The 22,619-nt window shown below is 64.8% G+C and carries 25 protein-coding genes; 6 read left to right on the top strand and 19 right to left on the bottom strand.

Translation table 11 applies throughout. The features are described 5' to 3' along the window. Nucleotides 1–103: 103 nt before the first annotated feature. Genes BVC93_RS16030 through BVC93_RS16015 form a run of 4 tightly spaced genes read right to left on the bottom strand, consistent with a single transcriptional unit; the run spans nucleotide 104 to nucleotide 4,024 of the window. A complete protein-coding gene (locus tag BVC93_RS16030; RefSeq protein WP_083738332.1) occupies nucleotides 104–904 on the bottom strand; it encodes an ABC transporter permease in 801 nt (266 codons plus the stop codon). Next, nucleotides 904–1,749, bottom strand: coding sequence for an ABC transporter permease (locus tag BVC93_RS16025; RefSeq protein WP_083738331.1), 846 nt, complete (start codon nucleotides 1,747–1,749; stop codon nucleotides 904–906). The genes BVC93_RS16030 and BVC93_RS16025 overlap by 1 nt, the downstream gene beginning before the upstream one ends. Continuing rightward, entirely contained in the window at nucleotides 1,749–2,936 is a 1,188-nt protein-coding gene (locus BVC93_RS16020) for an ABC transporter substrate-binding protein (RefSeq protein ID WP_083738330.1), read from the bottom strand. The genes BVC93_RS16025 and BVC93_RS16020 overlap by 1 nt, the downstream gene beginning before the upstream one ends. Continuing rightward, nucleotides 2,936–4,024 carry an ABC transporter ATP-binding protein gene (locus tag BVC93_RS16015; RefSeq protein ID WP_083738329.1) on the bottom strand — a complete coding sequence of 363 codons (1,089 nt, stop codon included), beginning with the start codon at nucleotides 4,022–4,024 and terminating at the stop codon, nucleotides 2,936–2,938. Before BVC93_RS16015 ends, BVC93_RS16020 begins: the two co-directional genes overlap by 1 nt. A 74-nt stretch (nucleotides 4,025–4,098) precedes the next feature. Between BVC93_RS16015 and BVC93_RS16010 the strand changes: the two genes are divergently transcribed. Genes BVC93_RS16010 through BVC93_RS16000 form a run of 3 tightly spaced genes read left to right on the top strand, consistent with a single transcriptional unit; the run spans nucleotide 4,099 to nucleotide 7,521 of the window. Continuing rightward, the gene (locus BVC93_RS16010) at nucleotides 4,099–5,406 is read left to right on the top strand and encodes a glycosyltransferase (RefSeq protein WP_083738328.1); all 1,308 of its coding nucleotides are present in this window, start codon (nucleotides 4,099–4,101) and stop codon (nucleotides 5,404–5,406) included. Then, nucleotides 5,399–6,571, top strand: a complete 1,173-nt coding sequence (locus BVC93_RS16005) for a glucosamine kinase (protein WP_083738327.1) — start codon at nucleotides 5,399–5,401, stop codon at nucleotides 6,569–6,571. The genes BVC93_RS16010 and BVC93_RS16005 overlap by 8 nt, the downstream gene beginning before the upstream one ends. Next, on the top strand, nucleotides 6,568–7,521 hold the full coding sequence (locus BVC93_RS16000) for an SIS domain-containing protein (protein WP_083738326.1): 954 nt from the start codon (nucleotides 6,568–6,570) through the stop codon (nucleotides 7,519–7,521). The genes BVC93_RS16005 and BVC93_RS16000 overlap by 4 nt, the downstream gene beginning before the upstream one ends. 44 nt (nucleotides 7,522–7,565) lie before the next feature. Here the strand turns inward: BVC93_RS16000 and BVC93_RS15995 are convergent, their stop codons facing one another. From BVC93_RS15995 to BVC93_RS15955, 10 genes are all read right to left on the bottom strand, one after another. Further along, nucleotides 7,566–8,567 (bottom strand): ABC transporter ATP-binding protein, encoded by a 1,002-nt coding sequence (locus tag BVC93_RS15995; RefSeq protein ID WP_083738325.1) that lies wholly within the window; start codon nucleotides 8,565–8,567, stop codon nucleotides 7,566–7,568. Continuing rightward, nucleotides 8,564–9,583, bottom strand: a complete 1,020-nt coding sequence (locus BVC93_RS15990) for an ABC transporter ATP-binding protein (RefSeq protein ID WP_083738324.1) — start codon at nucleotides 9,581–9,583, stop codon at nucleotides 8,564–8,566. Before BVC93_RS15990 ends, BVC93_RS15995 begins: the two co-directional genes overlap by 4 nt. Further along, nucleotides 9,580–10,542, bottom strand: a complete 963-nt coding sequence (locus tag BVC93_RS15985; protein WP_083738323.1) for an ABC transporter permease — start codon at nucleotides 10,540–10,542, stop codon at nucleotides 9,580–9,582. The genes BVC93_RS15990 and BVC93_RS15985 overlap by 4 nt, the downstream gene beginning before the upstream one ends. Then, nucleotides 10,542–11,579 carry an ABC transporter permease gene (locus BVC93_RS15980; RefSeq protein ID WP_192860007.1) on the bottom strand — a complete coding sequence of 346 codons (1,038 nt, stop codon included), beginning with the start codon at nucleotides 11,577–11,579 and terminating at the stop codon, nucleotides 10,542–10,544. Before BVC93_RS15980 ends, BVC93_RS15985 begins: the two co-directional genes overlap by 1 nt. A gap of 2 nt (nucleotides 11,580–11,581) precedes the next feature. Further along, nucleotides 11,582–11,788 carry a hypothetical protein gene (locus BVC93_RS34045; protein WP_236949983.1) on the bottom strand — a complete coding sequence of 69 codons (207 nt, stop codon included), beginning with the start codon at nucleotides 11,786–11,788 and terminating at the stop codon, nucleotides 11,582–11,584. Continuing rightward, nucleotides 11,773–13,257 carry an ABC transporter substrate-binding protein gene (locus BVC93_RS15975; protein WP_236949982.1) on the bottom strand — a complete coding sequence of 495 codons (1,485 nt, stop codon included), beginning with the start codon at nucleotides 13,255–13,257 and terminating at the stop codon, nucleotides 11,773–11,775. The genes BVC93_RS34045 and BVC93_RS15975 overlap by 16 nt, the downstream gene beginning before the upstream one ends. Nucleotides 13,258–13,639: 382 nt before the next feature. Then, complete coding sequence (locus BVC93_RS34630; protein WP_335583094.1) at nucleotides 13,640–13,765, bottom strand: hypothetical protein; 126 nt, start codon at nucleotides 13,763–13,765, stop codon at nucleotides 13,640–13,642. A 113-nt stretch (nucleotides 13,766–13,878) separates the two neighbouring features. After that, nucleotides 13,879–14,265 carry a hypothetical protein gene (locus tag BVC93_RS15965; protein WP_083738321.1) on the bottom strand — a complete coding sequence of 129 codons (387 nt, stop codon included), beginning with the start codon at nucleotides 14,263–14,265 and terminating at the stop codon, nucleotides 13,879–13,881. Between the two features lie 36 nt (nucleotides 14,266–14,301). Next, nucleotides 14,302–16,098, bottom strand: a complete 1,797-nt coding sequence (locus BVC93_RS15960) for an Hsp70 family protein (RefSeq protein WP_083738320.1) — start codon at nucleotides 16,096–16,098, stop codon at nucleotides 14,302–14,304. 174 nt (nucleotides 16,099–16,272) lie between these two features. Continuing rightward, nucleotides 16,273–17,502, bottom strand: coding sequence for a hypothetical protein (locus tag BVC93_RS15955; RefSeq protein WP_083738319.1), 1,230 nt, complete (start codon nucleotides 17,500–17,502; stop codon nucleotides 16,273–16,275). A gap of 38 nt (nucleotides 17,503–17,540) precedes the next feature. Here BVC93_RS15955 and BVC93_RS15950 point away from each other — a divergent pair, with 38 nt between their 5' ends. After that, nucleotides 17,541–18,125: a TetR/AcrR family transcriptional regulator gene (locus BVC93_RS15950; protein ID WP_083738318.1), complete on the top strand. Its 585-nt coding sequence runs from the start codon at nucleotides 17,541–17,543 to the stop codon at nucleotides 18,123–18,125. On the opposite strand, the gene wrbA is transcribed toward BVC93_RS15950, so the two are convergent. Further along, nucleotides 18,118–18,714 (bottom strand): NAD(P)H:quinone oxidoreductase, encoded by a 597-nt coding sequence (gene wrbA / locus BVC93_RS15945; protein ID WP_083738317.1) that lies wholly within the window; start codon nucleotides 18,712–18,714, stop codon nucleotides 18,118–18,120. The two genes, BVC93_RS15950 and wrbA, sit on opposite strands and share 8 nt — an antisense overlap. Continuing rightward, nucleotides 18,711–19,466: a DUF2929 family protein gene (locus tag BVC93_RS15940; protein ID WP_083738316.1), complete on the bottom strand. Its 756-nt coding sequence runs from the start codon at nucleotides 19,464–19,466 to the stop codon at nucleotides 18,711–18,713. Before BVC93_RS15940 ends, wrbA begins: the two co-directional genes overlap by 4 nt. Before the next feature lie 33 nt (nucleotides 19,467–19,499). Between BVC93_RS15940 and BVC93_RS15935 the strand changes: the two genes are divergently transcribed. Next, nucleotides 19,500–19,958, top strand: coding sequence for a nuclear transport factor 2 family protein (locus BVC93_RS15935; protein WP_083738315.1), 459 nt, complete (start codon nucleotides 19,500–19,502; stop codon nucleotides 19,956–19,958). A gap of 61 nt (nucleotides 19,959–20,019) precedes the next feature. Here the strand turns inward: BVC93_RS15935 and BVC93_RS15930 are convergent, their stop codons facing one another. Together BVC93_RS15930 and BVC93_RS15925 are read right to left on the bottom strand one after the other, a co-directional pair. Beyond that, nucleotides 20,020–20,718: a hypothetical protein gene (locus BVC93_RS15930; RefSeq protein WP_083738314.1), complete on the bottom strand. Its 699-nt coding sequence runs from the start codon at nucleotides 20,716–20,718 to the stop codon at nucleotides 20,020–20,022. Nucleotides 20,719–21,050: 332 nt separating this feature from the next. Further along, entirely contained in the window at nucleotides 21,051–21,374 is a 324-nt protein-coding gene (locus BVC93_RS15925) for a hypothetical protein (RefSeq protein WP_083738313.1), read from the bottom strand. Between the two features lie 202 nt (nucleotides 21,375–21,576). Here BVC93_RS15925 and BVC93_RS15920 point away from each other — a divergent pair, with 202 nt between their 5' ends. After that, on the top strand, nucleotides 21,577–21,900 hold the full coding sequence (locus BVC93_RS15920; protein ID WP_083738312.1) for a hypothetical protein: 324 nt from the start codon (nucleotides 21,577–21,579) through the stop codon (nucleotides 21,898–21,900). A 3-nt stretch (nucleotides 21,901–21,903) separates the two neighbouring features. Here the strand turns inward: BVC93_RS15920 and BVC93_RS15915 are convergent, their stop codons facing one another. Continuing rightward, on the bottom strand, nucleotides 21,904–22,602 hold the full coding sequence (locus tag BVC93_RS15915; protein WP_157516946.1) for a hypothetical protein: 699 nt from the start codon (nucleotides 22,600–22,602) through the stop codon (nucleotides 21,904–21,906). Nucleotides 22,603–22,619: the final 17 nt, after the last annotated feature.

Below are 22,619 nucleotides of genomic sequence, written 5' to 3'. Positions count from 1 at the left end.
CTCGGCAACCGGGATCGCCGGAGCCCGTTGGCAACGCTGTTTACGGACTTTCTCAGGAGATGATGCCCAGTGGCCGGAGGTGACGTTCTCCAGTCCCGGCGTTCTAGATCCTCGTTCCTGCCGGATCACCACCGATCCGCTGCGCCAGCCACACCGGGATGATGGCGGCGACGGTCAACGCCGCGGCGACGACGTTGATCACCGGAGCCTGGTTGGGGCGGAACAGGTTCCCGAAGATCCAAATGGGCAGCGTCTGCACGGTGGGCCCCGCGGTGAACGTGGTCACCACGATCTCGTCGAAGCTCAACGCGAACGCCAGGATGGCGCCGGCCACCAGCGCTCCGCGCATCATCGGCAGTGTCACCAACCGGAACGTCTGCCACGAGGACGCACCCAGATCAGCTGAGGCGTCCTCGAGGCTGCGCCCCAGCCTGCGCAGCCGGGCCTGAGTGTTGTTGAACACGATGACGATACAGAAGGTGGCGTGGCCGATGATCACAGTCGCCATGCCGAGGGTGATACCCAGCGCGGAGGTGAAGGTCGCGTTCAAGGCGATACCGGTCACGATGCCGGGCAGCGTGATGGGCAGCACCACAAGTAAATTGACGGTTTGCTTGCCGAAGAAGTCATATCGCTGTACGGCGAAAGCCACCATGGTGCCCAGCACCAGCGCTACCCCGGTGGCGATAAGGCCCACCACCACAGAGTTACCCAGTGACGCCCACATCCCGTCGCTGTTCCACGCCGCGCGCCACCATTCCACGGTGAATCCCGAGGGCGGGAACGCGAAGGTGTTCGACGCGTTGAAGGCGTTGACCACCACCAGCAGCAGCGGTGCGTAGATGAACACCAGCACCAGCACCGTCCACACGACGGTGAACCCGCGCAGCCGTGAAGACAACATCAGACGTTCTCCAATGCACCGGTTCGTCGCATCGCCAGCAGGTAGAACACGATGGCCAGCAACGGAATCAACGACAGGGCCGCGGCCATGGGCTGGTTGTTGGCCGTGACCAGTTGCCCGTAGATGACATTGCCCAGCATCTGCGTCTTGCCGCCGACGATGGTCACCGCGATGTAGTCGCCCAGCGACAGCGAGAAGGTGAAGATGGAGCCGGCGGCGATCCCGGGAAACACCATGGGCGCCACCACCAAGCGCAGGGTGTTGATGTCGGAGGCGCCCAAATCGGAACTGGCGTCCACCAGCGCATCAGGCACCCGCTGGAATGCCGCGAACACCGGAATCACCATGTAGGGCAACCACAGATAGGTCAACGTGATGACGGTGGCGACCAACCCGTAGCCGGGTGACCAGCCGGTGGCCCACGACAGCGGCCCCTCCGGTGAGAGCAGCATGCGCCATGCGTAGGCCTTCACCAGATAGCTCGCCCACAGCGGTGTGGTGACGGCAACCACGAGCACCACCCGCATCATCGGTGAGGCGAATTTGGCCATGTACAGCGCCAGCGGCACCGCGAGCACTGCGCACAGCACCGTCACCGTCAGGGCCACGCCCAAGGTCCGCAGTGCCACCGTCCGGATCACCGGATCGGTCAACACCCGGATCAGGTTGTCGGTGGTGAAGGTGTGCACCACCGCGCCGGTGAAACTGTTGGTGCCCCAGAACGCCGAGACCATCAGCACGGCAAGCGATCCCAGATAGGCCACCACCAACCAGGCCAGCGGCGGGATCAGCAGGAACGCCAGCGCCACCCGGTCCCGTCTGCGCGGCGCCGGCGTCGAGGGCATCAGCCCTTGATCTCCTGCCACTTGGTGACCCACTCGTCGTAGCTGGTGCAGTTGTCGCCACTGCCGTCGACGCACTTCTTCTGCGGCGTTGTCCAGTAATGGATCTGGGCGGCGTAGTCACCGTCGGTGGCGTGATAGGTCTCGCAGTGCGCCTTGTCCGCGGTCAGATCACACGACTTGGTCTGTGCCGGCGCTTCACCGAAGTATTCCGCCACCTGCGCGTTGGCTTCCGGGGAGATGATGTAGTCCATCCACTTGTACATGCAGTTGGGGTGGGCGGCTTTTGACGAAAGCATCCAGGTATCCGACCACCCGGTGGAGCCCTCCTTGGGCAGCACCGTGCCGATCTTGACCACGCCGTCGGCGTCGATGGTGTTGGCGATCACCTGCCAACTGGTGCCCACCACGGTGGTGCCGGATTCGAACGCTTGCACCTCTTTGGTGTAGTCCGACCAGTATTCGCCGATGTTCTCCTTCTGCTGCTTCAGCAGATCTGCCGCCGCCTCGAGCTGTTCGGTGGTCAGCGAATACGGGTCCTTGATGCCGAGATCGGGTTGGGTCTTGGACAGATACAGTGCGGCATCGGCGATGTAGATCGGCGAGTCGTAGGCCGTCACCTTGCCTTTGAACTCCGGGGCTCCGGGGAACACCGCACTCCAGGAATCCGGAGCCGGAGTCACCTCATCGGCGTTGTACATCAGCAGATTTGCGCCCCAGCCGTGCGGCACGCCGTACATCTGGCCGTCCACGGAGTTCCACGGCTTGTCCTTCAGGAAATCCACCACGGTGGCGTAGTTGGGCGTCAACTCGGTGTTCACCGGTGCCACGTCCCCGGCGTAGATGAGCCGCAGGGTGGCGTCTCCCGACGCCGACACTCCGTCGTACTGACCGGAGCGCATCAGTTGCACCATCTCGTCGGACGTGTTGCCGATCTTGACGTTGACGTTGCAGCCGGTTTCCTGCTCGAACGGCGTCACCCAGTCCACGGCTGGGTCATTCGAGCCGTCCTCGGCGTAGCCCGGCCACGCGACCAGGTTCAGCTCGCCCTCACCGTCGCCCACCTCGGTGGCAGCCTCCATCTGCGGCGGGCCGTCGGCGGTGCCGCCGGAATCCTCGGAGCTGGAGCAGCCCGCCATCAGCAGCGTCCCCGCTGCCAGTGCACAACCCAGACGGTAGATGTTTCTCATCAGGACTCCTTCGATTGATCCGATGTGAGATCGAGGACTGCAGTGTCCGGCCAGGCCAGGGTGACGGGAGTGCCGTGCTGAACGGCTGACGACGCTTCGGCCGACAGCAGCGTCGCGACGAGTCGTACGGGCTCCGCCAGACCGGTGACGGTGGCAGCCACCCGGGTGATCGGGCCTGCGTAGACCACCTCGGCGACCTCGGCTGAGACGCTGCGCTGCCAGGCCGGCACCGGGGTGTTCTGGTCCAGCACGGTGATGCGTTCGGGCCGGATCGCGAAGGTGCCCGGCCTGCCGATCACCGCCTCGGCGACGGGCCCGTCGAGCACATTGGAGGTGCCAACGAAGTCGGCGACAAACCGGTTCGCCGGGTTCTCGTACACCTCGCGGGCGGCGCCGATCTGTTCGATGTGACCGTGGTTGAGAACCACCAGCCGATCACACAGTGTCAGCGCCTCGTCCTGGTCGTGCGTCACGATCACGAAGGTGATGCCGACTTCGCGTTGGATCGCCTTGAGTTCGATCTGCATCTGTTCGCGCAGTTTGAGATCCAACGCGCCCAGCGGTTCGTCCAGCAGCAGCACCCGGGGGCGTCCCACGAGTGCGCGCGCCAACGCGACCCGCTGTTGTTGGCCGCCGGACAGTTCGGCAGGTTTGCGGGCGGAGTATCCGGAGAGCTGCACCATCTCGAGCGCCTCGGCGGCGCGGCGTCGGCGTTCGGGTTTGGCGACCCCTCGCACCCGCAAACCGTATTCGACGTTCTGGGCCACAGTCATGTGCGGGAAGAGTGCGTACTGCTGGAACACCGTGTTGGTGTCACGTCGGGCCGGGGGCAATCCGGTGACATCTTTGCCACCGAGCTTCACGGTGCCGGCTGTCGGTTCCTCGAACCCGGCGATCAGCCGCAGCAGCGTGGTCTTTCCCGAGCCCGACGGACCGAGGATCGCGAAGAGTTCACCGTCGGCGATGGCGAGGTCGGCGCCTTCGACCGCTACGACGTTGTCCCCGAACTCCTTCCGGACACCGATCAGCTCGATCCGGGGCACGACCAGATCTGCGTTCGGCTCTGACACGGCCGCACCGGATGGCATTTACGCATCCTAGGAACTCTCCTGCGATATCGCTGACTTAAAGCCAAACCTCGGATCACCGGTATCTTCGTGACATGCCGCAACCGCTGAAGATCATGTTCTGGCCGGAGTCGGCCTACGGGCCCACCAATCAGTGCATCGGCCTGGCGGCCATCCTGCGCGACCGCGGACACACCATCGTGTTCGCCGCCGAGAGTTCCTGGGCAGGCAAACTCGCACCACTGGGATTCATCGAGGAACTGGTGGATCTGGCCGAACCCGCCGAGGGCGCCGCCGACGAGGACCCAGGCAAGTTCTGGACTGACTTCATCGCCGAGACGGCCCCCGAGTTCCGCAAGCCCACTCACCAACAGCTGGAGTCGTTCGTCCGGCCCACCTACCAGGCGCTGATCGACGGCGCCAAGTACTGCGAGCCGCGGCTTCGCGACATCATCGCCACCCACCACCCCGACGTCATCGTCGAGGACAACGTGGTGCTGTTCCCCGCACTCGTGACCGCCGGTGCCCCGTTCATTCGGATCGTCTCGTGCAGCCCGCTCGAAGTCCCCGGCGCCGACATTCCGCCGCCCTTTTCGGGGCTGCCGAGCGCAGACCGCTCTGAATGGGATTCCTACCGTGCCGAGTACGACCGCACCCACCGCCCGGTCTGGGAGGACTTCAACTCCTGGGTCCAGGCTCAGGGCGCTCCCCCGCTACCCGAGATCGAGTTCATGCCGCGGGACAACGCAGCCAACCTGTACGTCTACCCCGTCGAAGCGGATTACACCGAAGTCCGTCCGCTGGACGACAGTTGGACGCGGATGGACTCGAGCGTGCGTGAAACCGACGAGGATTATGTGGTTCCCGACGCCGTGGCCGACCGCCCCGAAGGCAGTGCCCTGATCTATCTCTCACTCGGGTCACTCGGCGGCGCGGACGTCGAGTTGATGCAACGCCTGGTCGACGTGCTGGGCACCACGCGGCACCGCTTCATCGTCAGCATGGGTCCGCAGGCTTCCCGGATCACACTGACAGACAACATGGTCGGTGCGCAGATGCTCCCCCAGACAAAGGTCATTCCCCAGGTGGACCTGGTGATCTCCCACGGCGGCAACAACACCGTCACCGAGACCCTGCACTTCGGCAAGCCTCTGATCGTGTTGCCGCTGTTCTGGGATCAGTACGAGAATGCCCAACGCATCGATGAACTCGGCTTCGGTGTGCGCCTGGACACCTACGCCTTCGCCGACGACGAGCTGACCGCCGCTGTCGACAAGCTGCTTGCGGACACCGCGCTGCGGCAACGACTCGCCGAGATCGGTGCGGCGGTGCGCGAGCGAAACGGGCTGCGGGTGGGCGCGGACGTGATCGAACGGGTCGGGCTGCAGCACCGGGATGGCTGAGCTGCTCGACACGCTCCAGTTGCCCGGCGGCAGGTGCCTGAGTGTCGTGAACGACGACGGCACGCCGGGCGTGGTTCCGATGATCGGTGAATCTCGCGCTCGTCCCGGCGACGGCGCCTCCGAGGCACTGCTGGCACTGCTGGCCCAGGGGTCGAACACACTGGGCCGCTTCACCGTCCAATCCTGGTCCAGGAGCTCCGCAACCGGGGAACGCGCCATCGGTGTGGACCAGACCAACGAGTCGGTGATCGTCGGCGACGCGGCGGTGGTGAAGTGGGCGACACATCTGCAGCTGGGCCCGCACCCCGCCCCGGGTCGGATCACAACCCTGCGCGACGCCGGGTTCACCGGGATGCCCCGGCCGTGGGGGCTGATCACCTGGCGCACCCCCGACGGTGACGAGACGTTGGTGGCCAGCGTCGACGAGTACCTTCCCGGGGCGGTGGACGGCTGGACCTGGGCGGTGGAGTTGATCACCACGGCTGCGCTGCAGCGTGATCCCGCCCCGCTGGTCTCTGCGGCAGCTGACCTGGGTGCCCTGATCGCCGGGCTCCATGACGCGCTCGCCGGCACCGCTTCGACGGCCTCGGCGCAGGATGCGGCCCGCTGGCGCGATTCCGCCTTGCAGACACTCGACATCGCCTGCGGTTCAGTTGATTCCCGTAGCGCCGTCCTGGCCAGAGAGCGCCGTGACGACATCACCGCGGTACTCGACCAACTGGGCACGCTGGCGGGCAGTCCCGTCCTGCACGGACATGGTGATCTGCATGTCGGGCAGATCCTGCGCGCCCAGGGCCGGTTTGTGGTAACCGATTTCGACGGCAACCCGGTGCTGCCGGTACACGAGCGGATGCTGCCCATTCCCGCCGCCCTCGATGTCGCCGGATTGGCGCAGTCGCTGGTACACGCCGCGGTGGTCGCCTGCAAGTACACCGAACTCGACGCCGACGCGGTAGCGGAGGTCGACGCCGCAGGACGGGCAGCCTTTCTGGCCTCCTACAGCCGGCATCTCACCCACCCCGTCTACGACGGCACCGCCCTGCGGCCCTTCCGTCTGCAACAGGTGCTTCGCGAGATCGTCTACGCTGCACGACACCTGTCTCGCTGGATGTATGTTCCCGACGCCGCCTTACCGGCGCTACTCGATGAAAGGACCGATCTGTGAAGCCCGACGGATTCCTGGCCGACCTGACCCGCAAGCCCGAAATGCTGCGCGGCCTGGCCGAGGTGCTGGGTGGCGGGAATCCCTGGGCGGCAACGGCTGCCGGCATCGAGCGTGTCGTGTTCCTCGGTATGGGTTCGTCGGCCTACGCCGCCGGGGTGGTCGCCGCCAGGATGCGGGCCCGCGGCATCGTGGCCACCTCGGAATTGGCGTCCTCGACCGTGTTGCCGGACTGGGGCCCCGGCACCCTGGTGGTGGCCACCTCCGCCACCGGCGGATCGGTGGAGACGCTGGACGCGCTGCAGCGGTTGCCCGCCGGGGTACGCACGGTGGCATTGACCAACACCCCCGGCTCGGCCGTCACGCAGGCCTGCTCCGAGACCGTGCTGCTGCACGCCGACACCGAAATAGGTGGCGTGGCCTGCCGCAGTTACCAACACACCCTGGCACTGCTGATGGCGCTGGAGTCTCAGCTGCTCGGCACCCCGATGCCCGTCGAATCCCTGACCATGGCGGCGGACGCCACCGAACATCTGCTGAGCACCGAGAATGACTGGCGTCCTGTACTTTCCGATCTCCTGATGGGACCAGATGGCACCCATCTGTGCGCGCCCGCACACCGCTTCAGTAGTGCGCAGCAGGGTGCACTGATGCTGCGGGAGGGTCCGCGACGGCCTGCAGCGGGCTGCGAGACGGGCGACTGGAGTCACGTCGACGTCTACCTCACCAAGACCACCGACTACCGACTGCTGGTGTTCGCCGGCTCGGCCTGGGAGGCACAGCTGTCGGAGTGGACGACGGCCCGCGGCAGCACCGTGGTCGGGGTGGGGGGCGACGTGCCCGGGGCGCGGTCCACACTGCGCTATCCCCATGACACCGACGACGACGTGCGGCTGCTCACCGAGGTGTTGGTCCCTGAGCTGCTGGCCGCCCGCGCCTGGCAGGCGCAGTAGCCGGGTCCCTGCGCTCCCGCCCGGGAGGCGGCTGAGACAAGCTACTAAGGCGCCCCTACCGCTTCGAGGTGCCGTGGATGGTGGCATGCGGCCAGGTGCGCGGACTCACGCTCCACCAGCAGTGGCTCCTCGACCTTGCACACATCGGTGGCCCACCGGCATCGGGTGTGGAACCGGCAGCCCGGCGGCGGATCGATCGGACTGGGGACGTCGCCTTCGAGTATCAGGCGCTCGCGGGCGGCGTTGCGCCGCGGGTCCGGGATCGGCACCGCGGACAACAGCGCGTTGGCGTATGGGTGAAACGGCTTGTTGTACAGCTCGTTTGCCGTAGCAGTCTCCACCACCTTGCCCAGATACATCACGGCCACCCGGTCGGACACATGGCGGACGACACCCAGATCGTGCGCAACGAACAGGTAGGACAGCTTGAACTCGGTCTGGAGGTCTTCGAGGAGATTGATGATCTGTGCCTGCACGGACACATCCAGGGCCGACACCGGCTCGTCGGCGATGATCAACTTCGGTCGCAACGCCACCGCCCGAGCGATCCCGATGCGCTGCCGCTGACCGCCGGAGAACTCGTGGGGGAACCGGTTGTAGTGCTCAGCCTGCAGCCCCACCCGGTCCAGCAGCTCCTGCACTTGGCGCTTGGCGTCGGCACCACTGGCCAGGCCGTGCAGTTCCATGGCGTCGCCGATGATCTGACCGATGCGCTTGCGCGGGTTCAGTGACGCGTAGGGGTCCTGGAACACCATCTGGATGTTCTTCCGGATGGGCCGCAGTTCGCGCCGCGTTCGGCCCACCAACTCCTGGCCGTCGAATCGCACCGACCCCGACGTCGGCGTCATCAACTGCAGGATCAGCCGGCACAGTGTCGATTTCCCACAGCCCGACTCGCCCACCAGCCCCAGCGTCTCGCCCTCGTGCAACACCAGGCTCACGCCATCAACCGCGCGCACCCGAGCCACCTCACGCTCCACCACCGCACCGGCTTTGATCGGGAAATGCTTCACCAAATCGGTGACCTCGAGCAGCGGGGCGCTCATGACGCCACCGGCTTCCGCAGTCCGATCCTGCCGTCGACCTCACGCAGGCTCTGCTTCTGCGACGGCTCGAGCCAACACCGGTCCAGGTGTGTGTCACCGGTCAGAGGTGGCGGCTGCGAACAGGCGTCGAACACGTGCGGGCACCGCGGCGCGAACCGGCACCCGGTGGGCAGTGACAGCAGCGACGGCGGGGCTCCGCCGATCTGCGGCAGCCGGCTGTGCTGCGGTGCGTCCAGCGGTGTCAATGACCCGAAAAGTCCCCACGTGTACGGATGTTGGGGGTTGTAGAAGATCTCCTCGACCGTCGCGTCCTCCACGACGTGCCCGGCGTACATCACCACCACCCGGTCGGCCACCTCCGCGACCACACCGAGATCGTGGGTGATCAGGATGACCGCGAGTTCACGCTCGCGGTTGAGTTCATCGATCAGCCGTAGGATCTGCGCCTGGATGGTGACGTCCAGCGCGGTGGTGGGCTCATCGGCGATCAGCACATCGGGTTCCAGAGCCAGCGCCATCGCGATCATCACGCGCTGGCGCATGCCTCCGGAGAACTCGTGGGGGTAATCCTTGATGCGGCGCTCGGGATTCGGAATCCCCACCGAGCGAAGCAGTTCCACAGCTTGATCACGCGCCTCCGAGCGGGACACGTCGCGGTGGGCGCGGATCATCTCGGCGATCTGGTCACCCACCCGGTACACCGGGTTCAGCGAGGTCATCGGGTCCTGGAACACCATGGCGATGTTCTCACCGCGGACCTTGCGCAACTCGTCGTCACCCAATTCGGTCAGGTCCTCGCCGCGATACAGCACGGAGCCGGCGATCTTGGCGTTCGTGGCGCGGGTCAGCCCCATCAGAGTCTGTGCCGTGACGCTCTTGCCGGAGCCGGATTCGCCGACGATGGCCAACACCTCGCCGGCCTTCAGGTCGAAAGACACCCCGTCGACAGCGCTGACCACACCGTCCTCGGTGGCGAAACCCACTCGCAGATCGTGGACTTCGAGGATCGGGCTCATGCCGGGGCCTCCTGTCCCAGTCGGATCCGCGGATCCAGGAACGCGTAGGCGATGTCGACCAGCGTGTTGAACAACACGATGAAAAACGCCCCGAACATCGTGACTCCCATCAGTGGCGGTAGGTCCAGAGTGCCGATCGCCTGCCCCGCGTACAGTCCGACCCCGTTGATGTTGAAGACGGTTTCGGTGAGGATGGCCCCACCACCCACCACCGCCCCGAAGTCGAGGCCGAACAGGGTGACGATCGGGATCATCGAGTTGCGCAGCACGTGTTTGATCCGCACCTGCCGTTCGCTGATGCCCTTGGCCCGCGCGGTGCGCACGTGGTCCTCGTTCATCACGTCGAGCATGTTGGAGCGCAGCACGCGACTGTAGAAACCGACGTAGAGCACCGCCAAGGTGATCCACGGCAGGATCAGGTGATACGCCCAGTCCACCGGGTCTTTCGTCAGCGGCACGTAACTGCTGGTGGGGAAGATCGGGATCTTGAACGTGAAGTAGTACAGCAGGATTGCCGCGAGCCAGAACACCGGCATCGAAATACCGACCAGAGACAGCACGGTCAGCGCCCGATCGGTGAACTTGCCCGCGTGCACCGCAGACAGGTACCCGAACACCACGGCCAGCGCCATCCACAGCACCGCGGCACCCACACACAGCGAGAGGGTGGCGGGCAGACCTTTCCAGATCTGCTCGCCCACGTTGAGCGAGCTGGCGTACGACGTCAACTCACCGGTGAGGATCTGCTTCATCATGGTGAAGTACTGCACCGGCAGCGGTTGGTCGAGGCCAAGATCGGCGCTGACCCTGGCGATCAGCTCCGGGTCGGCGTTCTTGCCGGCAATGCGTACCGCCGGGTCGGAGTTCGGGATGACGTTGAAGATCAGGAACACCAGGATCGAGATGGCGAACAGCACCGCCACCATCCCGATCAGGCGCCGGGTGACGAAGCGGACCATCAGTGCTCCATCCTGATCTTGGCGCGCGGGTCCAGCGCGTCCCGGAGGCCGTCACCGAAGACGTTGAGCGACAGCACTGTCAACACGATCATCAGGCCGGGAACGATGGTCAGGTGCGGTGCGGTGTAGATGTTCTGGTAGCCGTCGGCGATCATGGTGCCCCACGAGGCGTTGGGTGCCCGCACGCCGGCCCCCAGGAACGACAGCGCCGATTCCAGCAGCATGTTGTTGGCGATGTTCAGCGTGAAGAACACGATGATGGTGGACACCACGTTGGGCAGCAGCTCGGTGGCCATGATGCGAATGGGCCCCTTGCCCTGCGCCACCGCGGCGTCGACGAACTCCTTCTCGCGCAGCGCCAGGATCTCACCGCGGATGGGCCGCGCCATGTAGGGCACGTACACCAGACCGATGATCATGATCGGGATCCACAGCGAGTCCCCGGCGACCTCGAGTCCGCCGATCTTCAACCCGCCCAACGCAAGTGCGGTACCCAACGCGATGCCGAGCAGCAGCACCGGGAAGGCCCACACCACGTCCATCACACGGGACAGCACCGCGTCGATCCAGCCGCGGAAGTACCCGCAGACCAGGCCGACCAGCACCGCCAGCACGGTGGTGATGGCCGCCGCTGCCACGCCGATGTAGATAGACGTCCGCCCGCCGTACATCAGGCGGACCATCACGTCGCGTCCGTTCTGGTCGGCGCCCAGCAGATACCGGCCGTGCAGGCCGGGGCCAATCGGGGTGCCGTCGGGTGACACCACGTCCGTCTCCTGGCCGTCGATCGTCACGGTGTCGGTGATGTGGTTCTCGTTCGGGCCGGTGTGGGCCACATAGTCGGCCCACAGCGGCGCCGCCAGGCAGAATCCGACGATCAGGATGAACAGCACGCCGAAGGCGAGCGCGATCTTGTTGCGCCGCAGGCGCAGCCACGCGAGGTACCACGGGCTGCGACCACGGATCTGCGCAGCGGGGACGCCCGCAGGGAGCACGGGCTCCCCGGGCGCCTCCACTGGCTCAGTCGGGGTGGACACCGTTACTTCAGCGACAGAGCCGACCAGTCCTGGTTGAACAGGAGATGGCTGTAGGCATTGTCGAAGTCGATCCGGTCTGAGACGAAGGTGGTGTACTGCTCGTTGCCGTACGGCGCCCACACCGCCTGCTCCATGTACGCCTTGTCCAGGTCGGCGTACCCCTGCTCCACCCCTTCGTCGGTGAGTTGCTTGGTCAGCAGCTCATCCATCTTGGCGTCCAGTTCGGGGATCGACGCCCTCGAGAAGTTGTTGCCGTTGGTCGGAAGGATGGCGTCGGTGTCCAGAAGTGGCCGGAAGAAGTCGTCCGGGTGGGGAAGTCCTGGAACCAGTTGCCGAAACCGGTGTCCAGGTCCGGCGTGGACTGGTTGCCGATGGTGGTGAAGTAGACGTCACCGGCGAGCACCTTCAGCGTCGCGTTGAAGCCCAGCTGGTTGAGCACGTCGTGGTAGTACTCGCCGATGCGCTTGCGGTCCGGCTCGTCGTTGGTCCACACCGTGATGTCCATGTCGGACGGATTGGCCTCGGCCAGCAGCGCTTTCGCCTTGTCCATGTCCGGGCCGGGGTACAGCTTGTATTCCTGGTAGCCGGGCATACCCGGTGGGAGGATCTGCTGAGTTGGGTGCATCCGGCCGCCGAACACCCGGTTGAGCGCCTCCGGGTCGATGGCGTAGTTGACCGCCTGGCGTACCCGCACGTCGTTGAACGGCGCGGTTTGGTTGTTCATCCAGAAGTAGTAGGTGTTGATCGACTCCTCCATTCGGAAACGTTCTCCGAAACGGGATTTCACCTCTTGCAGGCGATCGGCGTCGGGCGGGTCCACCATGAAGTCGATGGTGTTCTGCTCCACCCCGGTCACCTGCGCGGTGTTGCTCTTGTTCTGGGTGACGATGATCTTGTCGACGCCCGCGTCGGCCACCTCCGTGGCCCCCGCGTCCTTGACGGTCTTGAAGTTCGGGTTGCGCTCAAGCGTCAACGTCTGCGGCGCTTCGACATTGGTGATCATGAACGGTCCGCTGGACGGTGGCGGGCTGTTGGTCGCGTCATCGGCCAGCGGCGTGCTGGGCGGAACGGGCGCGGCGAACATCAGGCCGAGGACGTTCTCGAAAGTGCCGTTCGGCGCGTCGAGGGTGATGGTGATGTCACCGGTGGCGTCGTCGGTGACGATGCCGCTGATGGTGTCGGCGGTGCCTTCGGCGTACTCCGGTGCGCCGACGATGCCGTTGAAGAACACCGATCCACCCGAGTCCGCTTTGAACAGGCGCTGGATGGCGTAGGTGAAATCCGAGGCCTTGATCGGGGTGCCGTCGGAGTACAACATGTCAGAACGCAGCTTGAGTTTGTAGGTCAAGCCGTCGGGCGAGACCTCGGGCATGGCCTCGGCCAGCGCCGGCACCACCTCGGTGCCGTCCTCCCCCTTGGCGTGTTTGTAGGTCAGCAGAGGCGTGTAGACGTTGTAGAGCGTCTCCCACCCCTCCACGGTGTAGGACAGCTGCGGGTCGATGTAGTCGGGGAACGACGTCATCGTGATGTTGATCTCGCCTCCTCCACCCGAGCCGCCGGATCCACCCGACCCGCCCCCTTCGTCGTCGCTCCCGCAGGCAGCGACGCCGAAAGCGGCGACCGCGCCGACAGAGATCAGGGCAACTGCTTTGCGCAGAGTTGTGCCCAACATGGACATGCTCGCTCCTCAGTTCGTTCCGTGGGCTGCGCGGGCACCGGATATTTTCCGGGGCACGACCCGTCCACAGCTACGCTTCTCACAGGATTCGGGTAGCCATCTTGGGCGAAAAAGTCAGAAAATGCACCTTAAGGCCGGAAATTTTCCAGCGTTCACAGCCCTTTGACAGGAAACATTCCTGAAACTTACGCCCGCGCAACCGGTTGGTTGAGCGGGTCGTAGTGGGGAAAAATCCCGCACGATGCGAGTTGAGCTACCTCCCCCGCCGCTCACCACGCCCGCCCGCACTACGGCACGACTGGTGCTCGCCGGCGCCACGATTTTCGCCGGGCTCTCTCATCTGTTCTGGGGCCGCGAGGAGTTCAAGACACCGGTGCCGACATCAGTTCCGATGGATGCCGACGGTGTCGGCATGGCCACCGGCGGCGTCGAGATAGCACTCGGCGTGGGATTGGCACTGCTCACGCCTACTGGCGGGGTTCTTCGTGGCGGTGTTCCCCGGCAACATCGCGCAATTCCTCAACCACGGCGACGGCTTCGGGCGCAACAGCGAGACCGAGCGGCTTATGCGTTTGCTGTTTCAGCCGGTGGTGGTGGCGTGGTCGCTGTGTTCGACAGCGGCTACGAAGTCTCGTCGCTAACTGTGTCATCCAGTGCGCTGACTGCGATTCCGTAGGGCAGAAACCGCACCTTGCGCTTGGAATCGGTGTTGTGTTTGTTGGCGCGTAGCGCGTCCAACTCGGTGGCGAACACCTGTTCCACCGTGGCGGACCCGTCGTCGGTGACGGTGTAGATGGCCCACACCCCGTCACCGGCGTCACCGGTGGTCTCGGGTTCCTGGCGGGCGCGGGTGGTGCGACCCTGGTCGAAGAACACGTTCCAGCCGCCTCGCTGGCTTCCGGGTTCGAAAACCCGTCCGAATGCTTCGCGCAGACCTTCTCCTGCTTCGCGCACCATGCGGTCGAAGTCTTCGGGATCAAAGCCGAAGGGATTATTGCTGCTGCTCATGGTTCCAGTGTGCCACCGGTCACGAGCACACCGAGGCTACGGCTGCGCGTCGCGGTTGGGTACCTGGATCGGGATGGGCACCGGCAGGAACGGGATGTTCAGATGTGTCGTCGTCATCGGCGGCGGAGTCGTTGTCGTGGTGGTCGGCGTGGTCGTCGTGGTTGTTGTTGTGGTGGTCGTCGTTGTGGTGGTCGTTGTTGTCGTAGTTGGCGGCGTGGTGGTCGTCGTCTCCGGCGGTGGCGGCGGCGGCTCCTGGCTCGGGGTGATGGTGATGTACGTCGTCTCCGGCGGCGGTGGAACGTAGGTGGTCTCGACCGGCGGCGGGGGCGGCGGCTCGGTGGTGACCGGCGGCGGAGGCGGCAGTTCCGTGGTGGTCACCGGTGGCGGGGCAACGGTGGTCGGCGTGGTGGGTGCCGTGCTCGACGAATCAGTGGTGAGCGTGTAGGCGACGCCCCCGATTGCCACCACGGCGATCAGTGCCGCCGCGGCCAGCGCCAATTGCGGAAAGCGGAACTTCGATTTCGGCTCTTCGAAAGTCCCGGTGGCGGGGGTGTATTGGATCTGCGGGCGGGCGCCGGTGGGCATCGAGTACGGATTCGCCTGCTCGTAAGGGCTCTCGTACTCGCCCTGGTACGGCACCGGGTCGGCGACATTGTCGTCGTCCTGCGACCACGCCAGCGCACGGAACGTCGACGAACCGGGCGCAGACGGATCAGGCTGCAGCGCCGCGGCACCCAACGACGAGGTGGCAGCATCTCCCAGGGCCGTGGACAAGCCGGTCGGAGCGTCGGCATCGGGGCCGCGGGCGGCGATCAGTGCCGACCCCACCGCAATGTCGAGTGCCGGCGATGCCGTGGTGACCACCGGCACAGCCGAGCGCTCCGAGAGCATCTGTGTGACAAGCGGTATGGAGGCTCCACCGCCCACCGTGCCGACAGCACTGAGCTGCGACCAGTCGATCCGGTTGCGCTGCAACAGATCGCCGAGTGTTGTGAGCACGCCGTCGAGCGACGGCCGGATCAGTGCCTCCAGTTCGCCTCGCGTGACACGGGATTCAGTGGTGACCCCGGGCAGCTGCACACTGACTGTGGTCGCTGTCTCAGCGGAGAGCCGTTCTTTCGCGCGGCGGCACTCGTCCCGCAATCGCGCCAGCGAGCCCACGGCCGCGGTGGCAGCCGGATCCACGTCACCGCGGTTGCCGATGTCGGCCAAGACCGCGGTGAGCAAGGCTTGATCCACCTGGTCGCCGGAGAACTCAGTAAAACGCACCGTTTCGGCGATCGGCCGGAACCCTGCTACAGCGTCGGCCAGGGTGATGCTGGTGCCACTGCCGCCGAAGTCGAGCAGTGCGACGATGCCGCTGGCGGCCAGCCCCGGGTTGACCTGTAGGGCCGTCAATGCGGTCACCGCATCGGACAGCAGTCGCGGAGCCACCCCGGACGGCGCCAGCTTGCGGTTGCCGCGCAGCGCTGCTTCCAGCGCACGCACCGCCGACCCTGCCCAGTGCGCGGGAACGGAGATCACGATGTCACTACCGGGCCCGGGACCGCCGGCCGCGTCGGCCATGGCGCCGAGCGCTTCGACCAGGAGCTGGTCAGCCTGATGCGGTGAGCCGTCGACGGCGATGAGGGGCACCGGGTCGCCGATACGCTCGACGAATCCGCGCAGCACCAAGCCCGGTTCGGTGAGGTTCGGATTGTCCGACGGCAGGCCCACCTCGGCAGGCCGGTGCCCGTACAGGGTCAACACGGAGCGGCGCGTCACCGGCGGAGCTCCGACACGCGCGGCAACCAAGTTGGTTGTCCCGATGGACAACCCGTAGGGGTCGCTCACTTCTCACACCTTGTACTGGACGGCAGTCGAGAGGCCACCCTAGCCGTTGAACGCCGTCCAGGGGCAACCCGACACCCACCCTGGAAGCTATGACTTGGCTATGTACGACAACCAGGCACCGCACAGGGATTCGCGGCCAATCTCACGGGGCCCCTTGCACCACCCGATAGGGCATCAGACGACGGTCAGCGGCAAGGACTTACGGGACTCGAAGGTGAAGCTGGCGCCGCCGCTGAACTTGACCACTTCGACTTCGGAGGATTCCTTGGCGGCGGTGTCACTGTGCTGCAGTTCAGCGGTCCAGTCGGTGTCGGTGCCGGTGACATCGACGGCGACGTACGGGTCGACGGCAGTGGCAACGGCCTGCAGAGGCCCCGTCACCCCAGGACCGCACAGCGAGATCCACGCGCCGTCGTCGTGGGCGGCTGAGCGTCGAACATGCACCCGACCGCGCTCGAACTCGGCGTCGACGTAGCCGGCGGGGTTGAGCAGCGGGTGCAGCTCGAGCACGCGTTGCACTTCCTCGATACCCGTCGGCAGCTTGAGGGCCCGGTGAATGCGTTCAGCGGCGATGCCCGCCAGGCCGATCAGCTGTTTGGTGCAGATCTCCTTGGCCAGTTCTTCGTTGGCGCGCTTGTTGACAGAGATGATGAACGAGAGGTTCAGCAGGTGCATCTGCAGGCACACCTCGTCGGCTATGCGAACCAGCGCGGATTTCGAGAACGCGGCGAAATCGAAATCGGCCTGCAGGTCCCCGGAGTAGTCGGCCTGGCCGTCGTCGCTGAGGTCGATCGGCCTCAGTTCCCAACTGGCAGCTTTACTTTCGTCCACCAACGCCAGATGCGGATGGTCCTCGACTTCAGGATGGGAGTCATCGATGGTCACCGTCCAGGCGCAGTGCGGGTGGCGGTCGGCCGGGGTGCGCGGCGGACGGTGAATCGGGCGGATCTGGGCGCGGCGATTGGTCGCCACGGCTGTCGCATCGAACGTGGGGTCCTCGATGTCGTGGCACATGCCGCGCACGTAATCCTCACCCATCGGCTCGACGTCGAGCAGTGCGCCGCAGTGGTCCAGATGGAATTCACCATGCCAGCGGTCATGCACGGTGTAGCGGAAGTCCATGAACTGCGGCGGAGCTCCGATGTCGAGCTGCAGACCTTTGAAGATGGTGAAGATGTCGACGCCTTCGTACTTCAGCGCTTTCTGCATGCGACGGGTGTAAATGGGGCTGGCGCCCATCCACTCCTCGATGGCGACCTGCAGCATCTCTTCGCGACCGAAATGACTGATACACCAGGCCATTCCGGACCGGTCGATCAGTTGGCCGATGAGCAGGAGCTCCGGCACCAGGGTGGCCAGCTCGTCCCTGGACAATGACGCGTAACGGCTGTGGGCTGCGGTCACGCCCCAAACATAGAGCTGGCAATGTTATAAAGTCAACGATGAAAACTTCGGTCGCGACCCGTTCCACGTCCGCTCCCCGTAAGCGCGGCGACGACACGCGCGCCAAGATCATCGCCGAAACCGTGCACTGCATCGTCGAAGAGGGCTTCCCGGCCGCGACGGCCAAACACGTCGCCGAGCGCGCGGGAGTCACTTGGGGCGTCATTCAGTACCACTTCGGCGACCGAAACGGACTGCTGGCCGCAGTGGTGGACGACGGGGTAGCCAAGCTGCTGGAGAGCCTGTCGGCGGCGGAGGTCTCCGATCTGCCGTTGCAGCAGCGTATCGAGACCGTGGTGGACCTGGCCTGGGGCTGCTACAGCAGCCCCACCTCGATGGCTGCCTTCGAGATCCTGCGAGCCACTCGTGGGGAGTCGCCGAAGCGGCATTTGCTGGAGATGAGCGCGGCGCTCAGTGGGCTGGGCCGGTTGATCTCCGATGATCCGGCTGATCGTGAGGTGGCCGAGGTGATCTGGGCGGCGCTCCGCGGCATGGTGCTGGCCGAAATGATTGTCAACCAGTCCATCGACTGGCAGCGGGAGCGCCGAACACTGGTGGATATGGCGGTGCAGTACCTCAGTTGAGTCTGTCCGCAATGGACACCACGCGCTTGGCCAGGTGGTCCAGCGCGTTGGTGGTGGCCTCGCTCAGGTCTGCCTTGTTCTCCGGCCCGGTGACGTGGCCGACGCCGTAGGGGTTGCCGTCGGCGAACTTCACACCATCTGTGTAACCAGGTGGGACGATGATGCCGCCGAAGTGCATCAGTGAGATGTAGAGCGCCAGCAGTGTGGTCTCCTGGCCGCCGTGCTCGGTCTGCGACGAGGTGAATGCCGAGTACACCTTGTCAGCGAGCTTGCCCTGCGCCCAGAGCCCACCCAGGGTGTCGATGAAGGCCCGGAACTGCGAAGCCGGCGAACCGAACCGGGTGGGGGTCCCGAAGATCACCGCGTCCGCCCACACGATGTCTTCACCCGAGGCCGCTGGAAGATCCTTGGTGGCTTCGTAATTGGCAGTCCAGGCCTCATTGTTCTTGAAGGTCTCGGGGTCCCGCGTTTCAGCGATATGCCGGAGTCGCACTTCGGCACCGGCCGCTTCGGCCGCGTCGGCAACCCGCTTGGCCATCTTGGCGCCGTGCCCAGTGGCCGAATAGTAGATGACGCTCAACTTGCTCATGTCTGCTCCTTTGCCGGGGACAACTTGCCCACCAAAACGCTACCGATGATTCCCACAGCAATCATGGCGATGCCCGCTGCATCGGGTAACGCATCGGTGACCCACCCGAAGATGCCGGCAATCAGCACGAACATCGGCACCCACTCGAAGAGCTTCACCAGCGCGGCCGGCTTGTCGCCCGTCGCGCGGTCCGGGTAGTACTCGGTGAAGTTGATGGCAAAAAAGGTCGCCGCAAGCTGCAGCACCCAGGCGGTCCAGAAGTTGTCCGGGTCCTTCAACACCGCGTCGCCGATGAAGCCGACGACGGCGTTGAACGCAAAGGCCGCCGCCCACACTCCAGAGATGACGTAGTTGATCTTCAGGAACAACGGAGTGTTCCAATACTCCTCGGGTGCATCTTTTTTGGCGTACGCCAGGGTGAACGGGCGGCGAACCAGGATGGTGGTGATGACGAACACCACCAGCACCAGGTTGGTGAGCTCTCCGGCCCACAGCTCAAGGGTGTCGATGGTCCCGTCATCGGCAATCAGCCCGACGGCGGCGAGTACCGCGAAGAACAACACACCGATCACGTCCAACGCAAAGACGCCCTGCCCGCGGCGATGGCTGAGCCACAGCGTCAGCAGCGCCAGGCCCAGCGCAGTGGATACCGCGACCTCGAATCGCCCCGGCGACGAGAGCACCGAGAACAGAATCCACGGCGCGATGCCCGACAACGGTGACTTGAGATACCCGTCAACGAGTTTTGTCACGCGAAGACTGTAAGCCGTGCTATCTGTTCATTCATGGGTGATCGGGAAGATATCGAAACCGTGAAGTACCGCTATCTGCGGGCGTTGGACACCAAGTTCTGGGACGACTTCGCAGACACGCTGACCGAGGACGTCATCGGTGATTACGGATCGTCGGTCGGCGAGGAGCACCACTTCACCGATCGGGCGGCACTGGTGGAGTACATGCGGGCGTCACTGCCCGCCAACGTGATCACCGAGCACCGCGTGACACATCCCGAGATTGTCGTTTCAGGCGATACCGCGACGGGTGTCTGGTACCTGCAGGACCGGGTGATCGTCGCCGACTTCGACTTCATGCTGATCGGTGCGGCCTTCTACCGCGACACCTACCGCCGCACCGACTCCGGGTGGAAGATCGCGTCGACCGGCTACCAACGCACCTACGAGGCGACGTTGTCGTTGAAAGGCCTGGACTTCAAGCTCTCCCCCGGCGCCGCCTTGGCACTCTAGTTTCTTCGCGGTCAATGCCCGAGCTCGGTCATGATGTCTCACAAACGTCGATTTGTAGCCGTCACTGACTATCGACAGGCCAACCGGGGTACGTAGGCAGCGTCGGGAAATCCGAACGAGGATGCTCACCGGTGGTCAGGAACTGACGACGTTCAGCCGATTCCGGCGCCAGGGCATTACAAGTCGCGAGATCCTGGTTGAATTCGGGCCACTCCGGTCCGGCGCCGATGTCATCGGTTGATAGAAGCGAGCCGACCACACGCCAGTTACCGAACACGTCATCGACAGGGAACTTTGAAGGCCCCTGCTGCACAGGCAACGACGGACCTGGGGAGACAGGTGCGACAAGCTTGAAGCGAGTGACCGAGATGCCAGGCGCTGCAGGGTTGTTCGGCCATGACCTGAAGGGGCCGCCGTCAGCCTTGGATTCCGCAGTCCCCCAACCCCAGTCGCAAACCGTGACAGTAACGTCGCGATCCCCGTCAACAACACGCAGGATGTGTTCCTGAAACGACCCGGCCCGCGGGCCTGTCAACGGAAATCCGAGCTCCGGCCACAGCGCACCGGTGCCAGGAGGCGGCTCGAACTCAGGCCCCGGATCGGGACCCACCGCGCGCGCAAAACCGGGATAGAGATAATCATCGCTGCCACCCAGAGATGCCACGATTTTGGACTCCAAGTACGCGCGCACCACCACCGCAGGACCCGACAGCAGATCGATCCCAGGTTCGGCACTCCATACAAAAGTGCTGTCCGACATCAATGCCGGCCACCGAGCAGGCGGTTCATCAGCTTGCGGTGCCGGCGTCGGCCGACTACACGCACTCACCAGCACGGCGACCAGAGCAAGACCTGCGATCGCCCTGGACACCCCGGCAATGTGCATCACTGCGGGTCCAGGTCATCGGTAGCACCGTCGTTGCGAGTCGTCATCGTCATGGTCATGCTGCCCTCCGCCCGGCCGCTTGGCGACCCTTGTTCTCATCGCAGCTCCACCTTATGGATACTCGATGTGCCGGAAGTCCGTTGATTTCACTCTCGATAACAGGAGCGCCCCGCCTTGATGGGCGGGGCGCTCCTGTCGGGTTTACGTCAGCGGACGTTGACGTAGACGGTCTTGACGTTGTCGGGGGCGAATTGGTTGTCGGCGTTGGGGCTGTAGCCGCCTTCGCTGCGGTTGTTGGCGTTGGTGTGCTGGAAGGTCGGGCCTGCACCGACGGAGACGACGCTGGCATCGGCCAACGGGGTGTCCGACAGGCGGTTGACGATCACCTTGTAGCCCTGGTCTTGCAGGCTGGAGATGGTGTCTTGGGCGTTGCCGGCTCCGGTGGGGGCGGCCATCGCGGGGGCAGCCAACCCCAGGAACGCGGCGGTGGCGGCGGTGGCGATGGCGGTGGCGAATCCGAACTTGGTCATGATCTCTGCTTCTCTCTGGGTAGCTCTTCTACGTGGTGTTCGGATCGGGGCGGGAGGGGTTTCTCGTTCCGGTCTGCCACGAATAACCGCGCACGTCAGCACCCCATTTCCCGGTTGGCAGCCAATACACCAGGCTTGGCAGAATATGACCGACCGGGCCAACTGAAGTGTGTGCACGTGGCGAGGTGGCTAGCCTCTAGGCATGCCCGAGAAGTTCGAGGTCGACATCCCTGGCTTGATCCAGGGCGGCGCCGACGTGGCTCACCGCGCGGGGGTGTTGTCAGCAGCTCACCGGCAGTCGATGCTCTCGCTCAGCGACGCGGAGGCCGGCTGGGTCGGCTCCTCAGCGGACGCGCTGGTGGCGATGTCGCAGAAGTGGCAGCGCATCAGTGACCGCCACAGCACGGCAATAGAGAATCAAGCACTGAGCATGGACACCGCAGCCAAGCTGTTCGCCGAGATGGAAGAGCGGCACGCTGAGAAGCTGAAAGCTGTTGGTGAGCAATCCCGCAACATCGATTTGTAGCGGTTATTGAGTTTCCACAGGCCAACCGGGGTACGTAGGCAGCGTCGGGAAGTCCGAACGAGGATGCTCACCGGTGGTCAGGAACTGACGACGTTCAGCCGATTCCGGCGCCAGGGCATTACAAGTCGCGAGATCCTGGTTGAATTCGGGCCACTCCGGTCCGGCGCCGATCGGCCCGATGGCCGAGTTCACACCCACCACACGCCAGTCACCGAACACGTCATCGACAGGGAACTTTGAAGGCCCCTGCTGCACAGGCAACGGCGAACCTGGGGAGACAGGTGCGACGAGCTTGAAGCGAGTAATCGAGATTCCGGGCGCAGCAGGGTTGTTCGGCCATGACCTAAAAGGGCCGCCGTCAGCCTTGGATTCCGCAGTCCCCCAACCCCAGTCACAAACCGTGACAGTAACGTCGCGATCCCCGTCGACAACACGCAGGATGTGTTCCTGAAACGAACCGGCCCGCGGGCCTGTCAACGGAAATCCGAGCTCCGGCCACAGCGCACTGGTGCCAGGGGGCGGCTCGAACTCAGGCCCCGGATCGGGACCCACCGCGCGCGCAAAACCGGGATAGAGATAATCATCGCTGCCACCCAGAGATGCCACGATTTTGGACTCCAAGTACGCGCGCACCACCACCGCAGGACCCGACAGCAGATCGATTCCAGGTTCGGCACTCCACACAAAAGTCGTGTCCGACATCAATGCCGGCCACCGAG

It is taken from the genome of Mycobacterium sp. MS1601 (assembly GCF_001984215.1).
Classification (GTDB): Bacteria; Actinomycetota; Actinomycetes; order Mycobacteriales; family Mycobacteriaceae; genus Mycobacterium.
The sequence above is the reverse complement of the archived record's forward strand: the minus strand, read 5'-3'. Positions and strand labels throughout refer to the sequence as shown.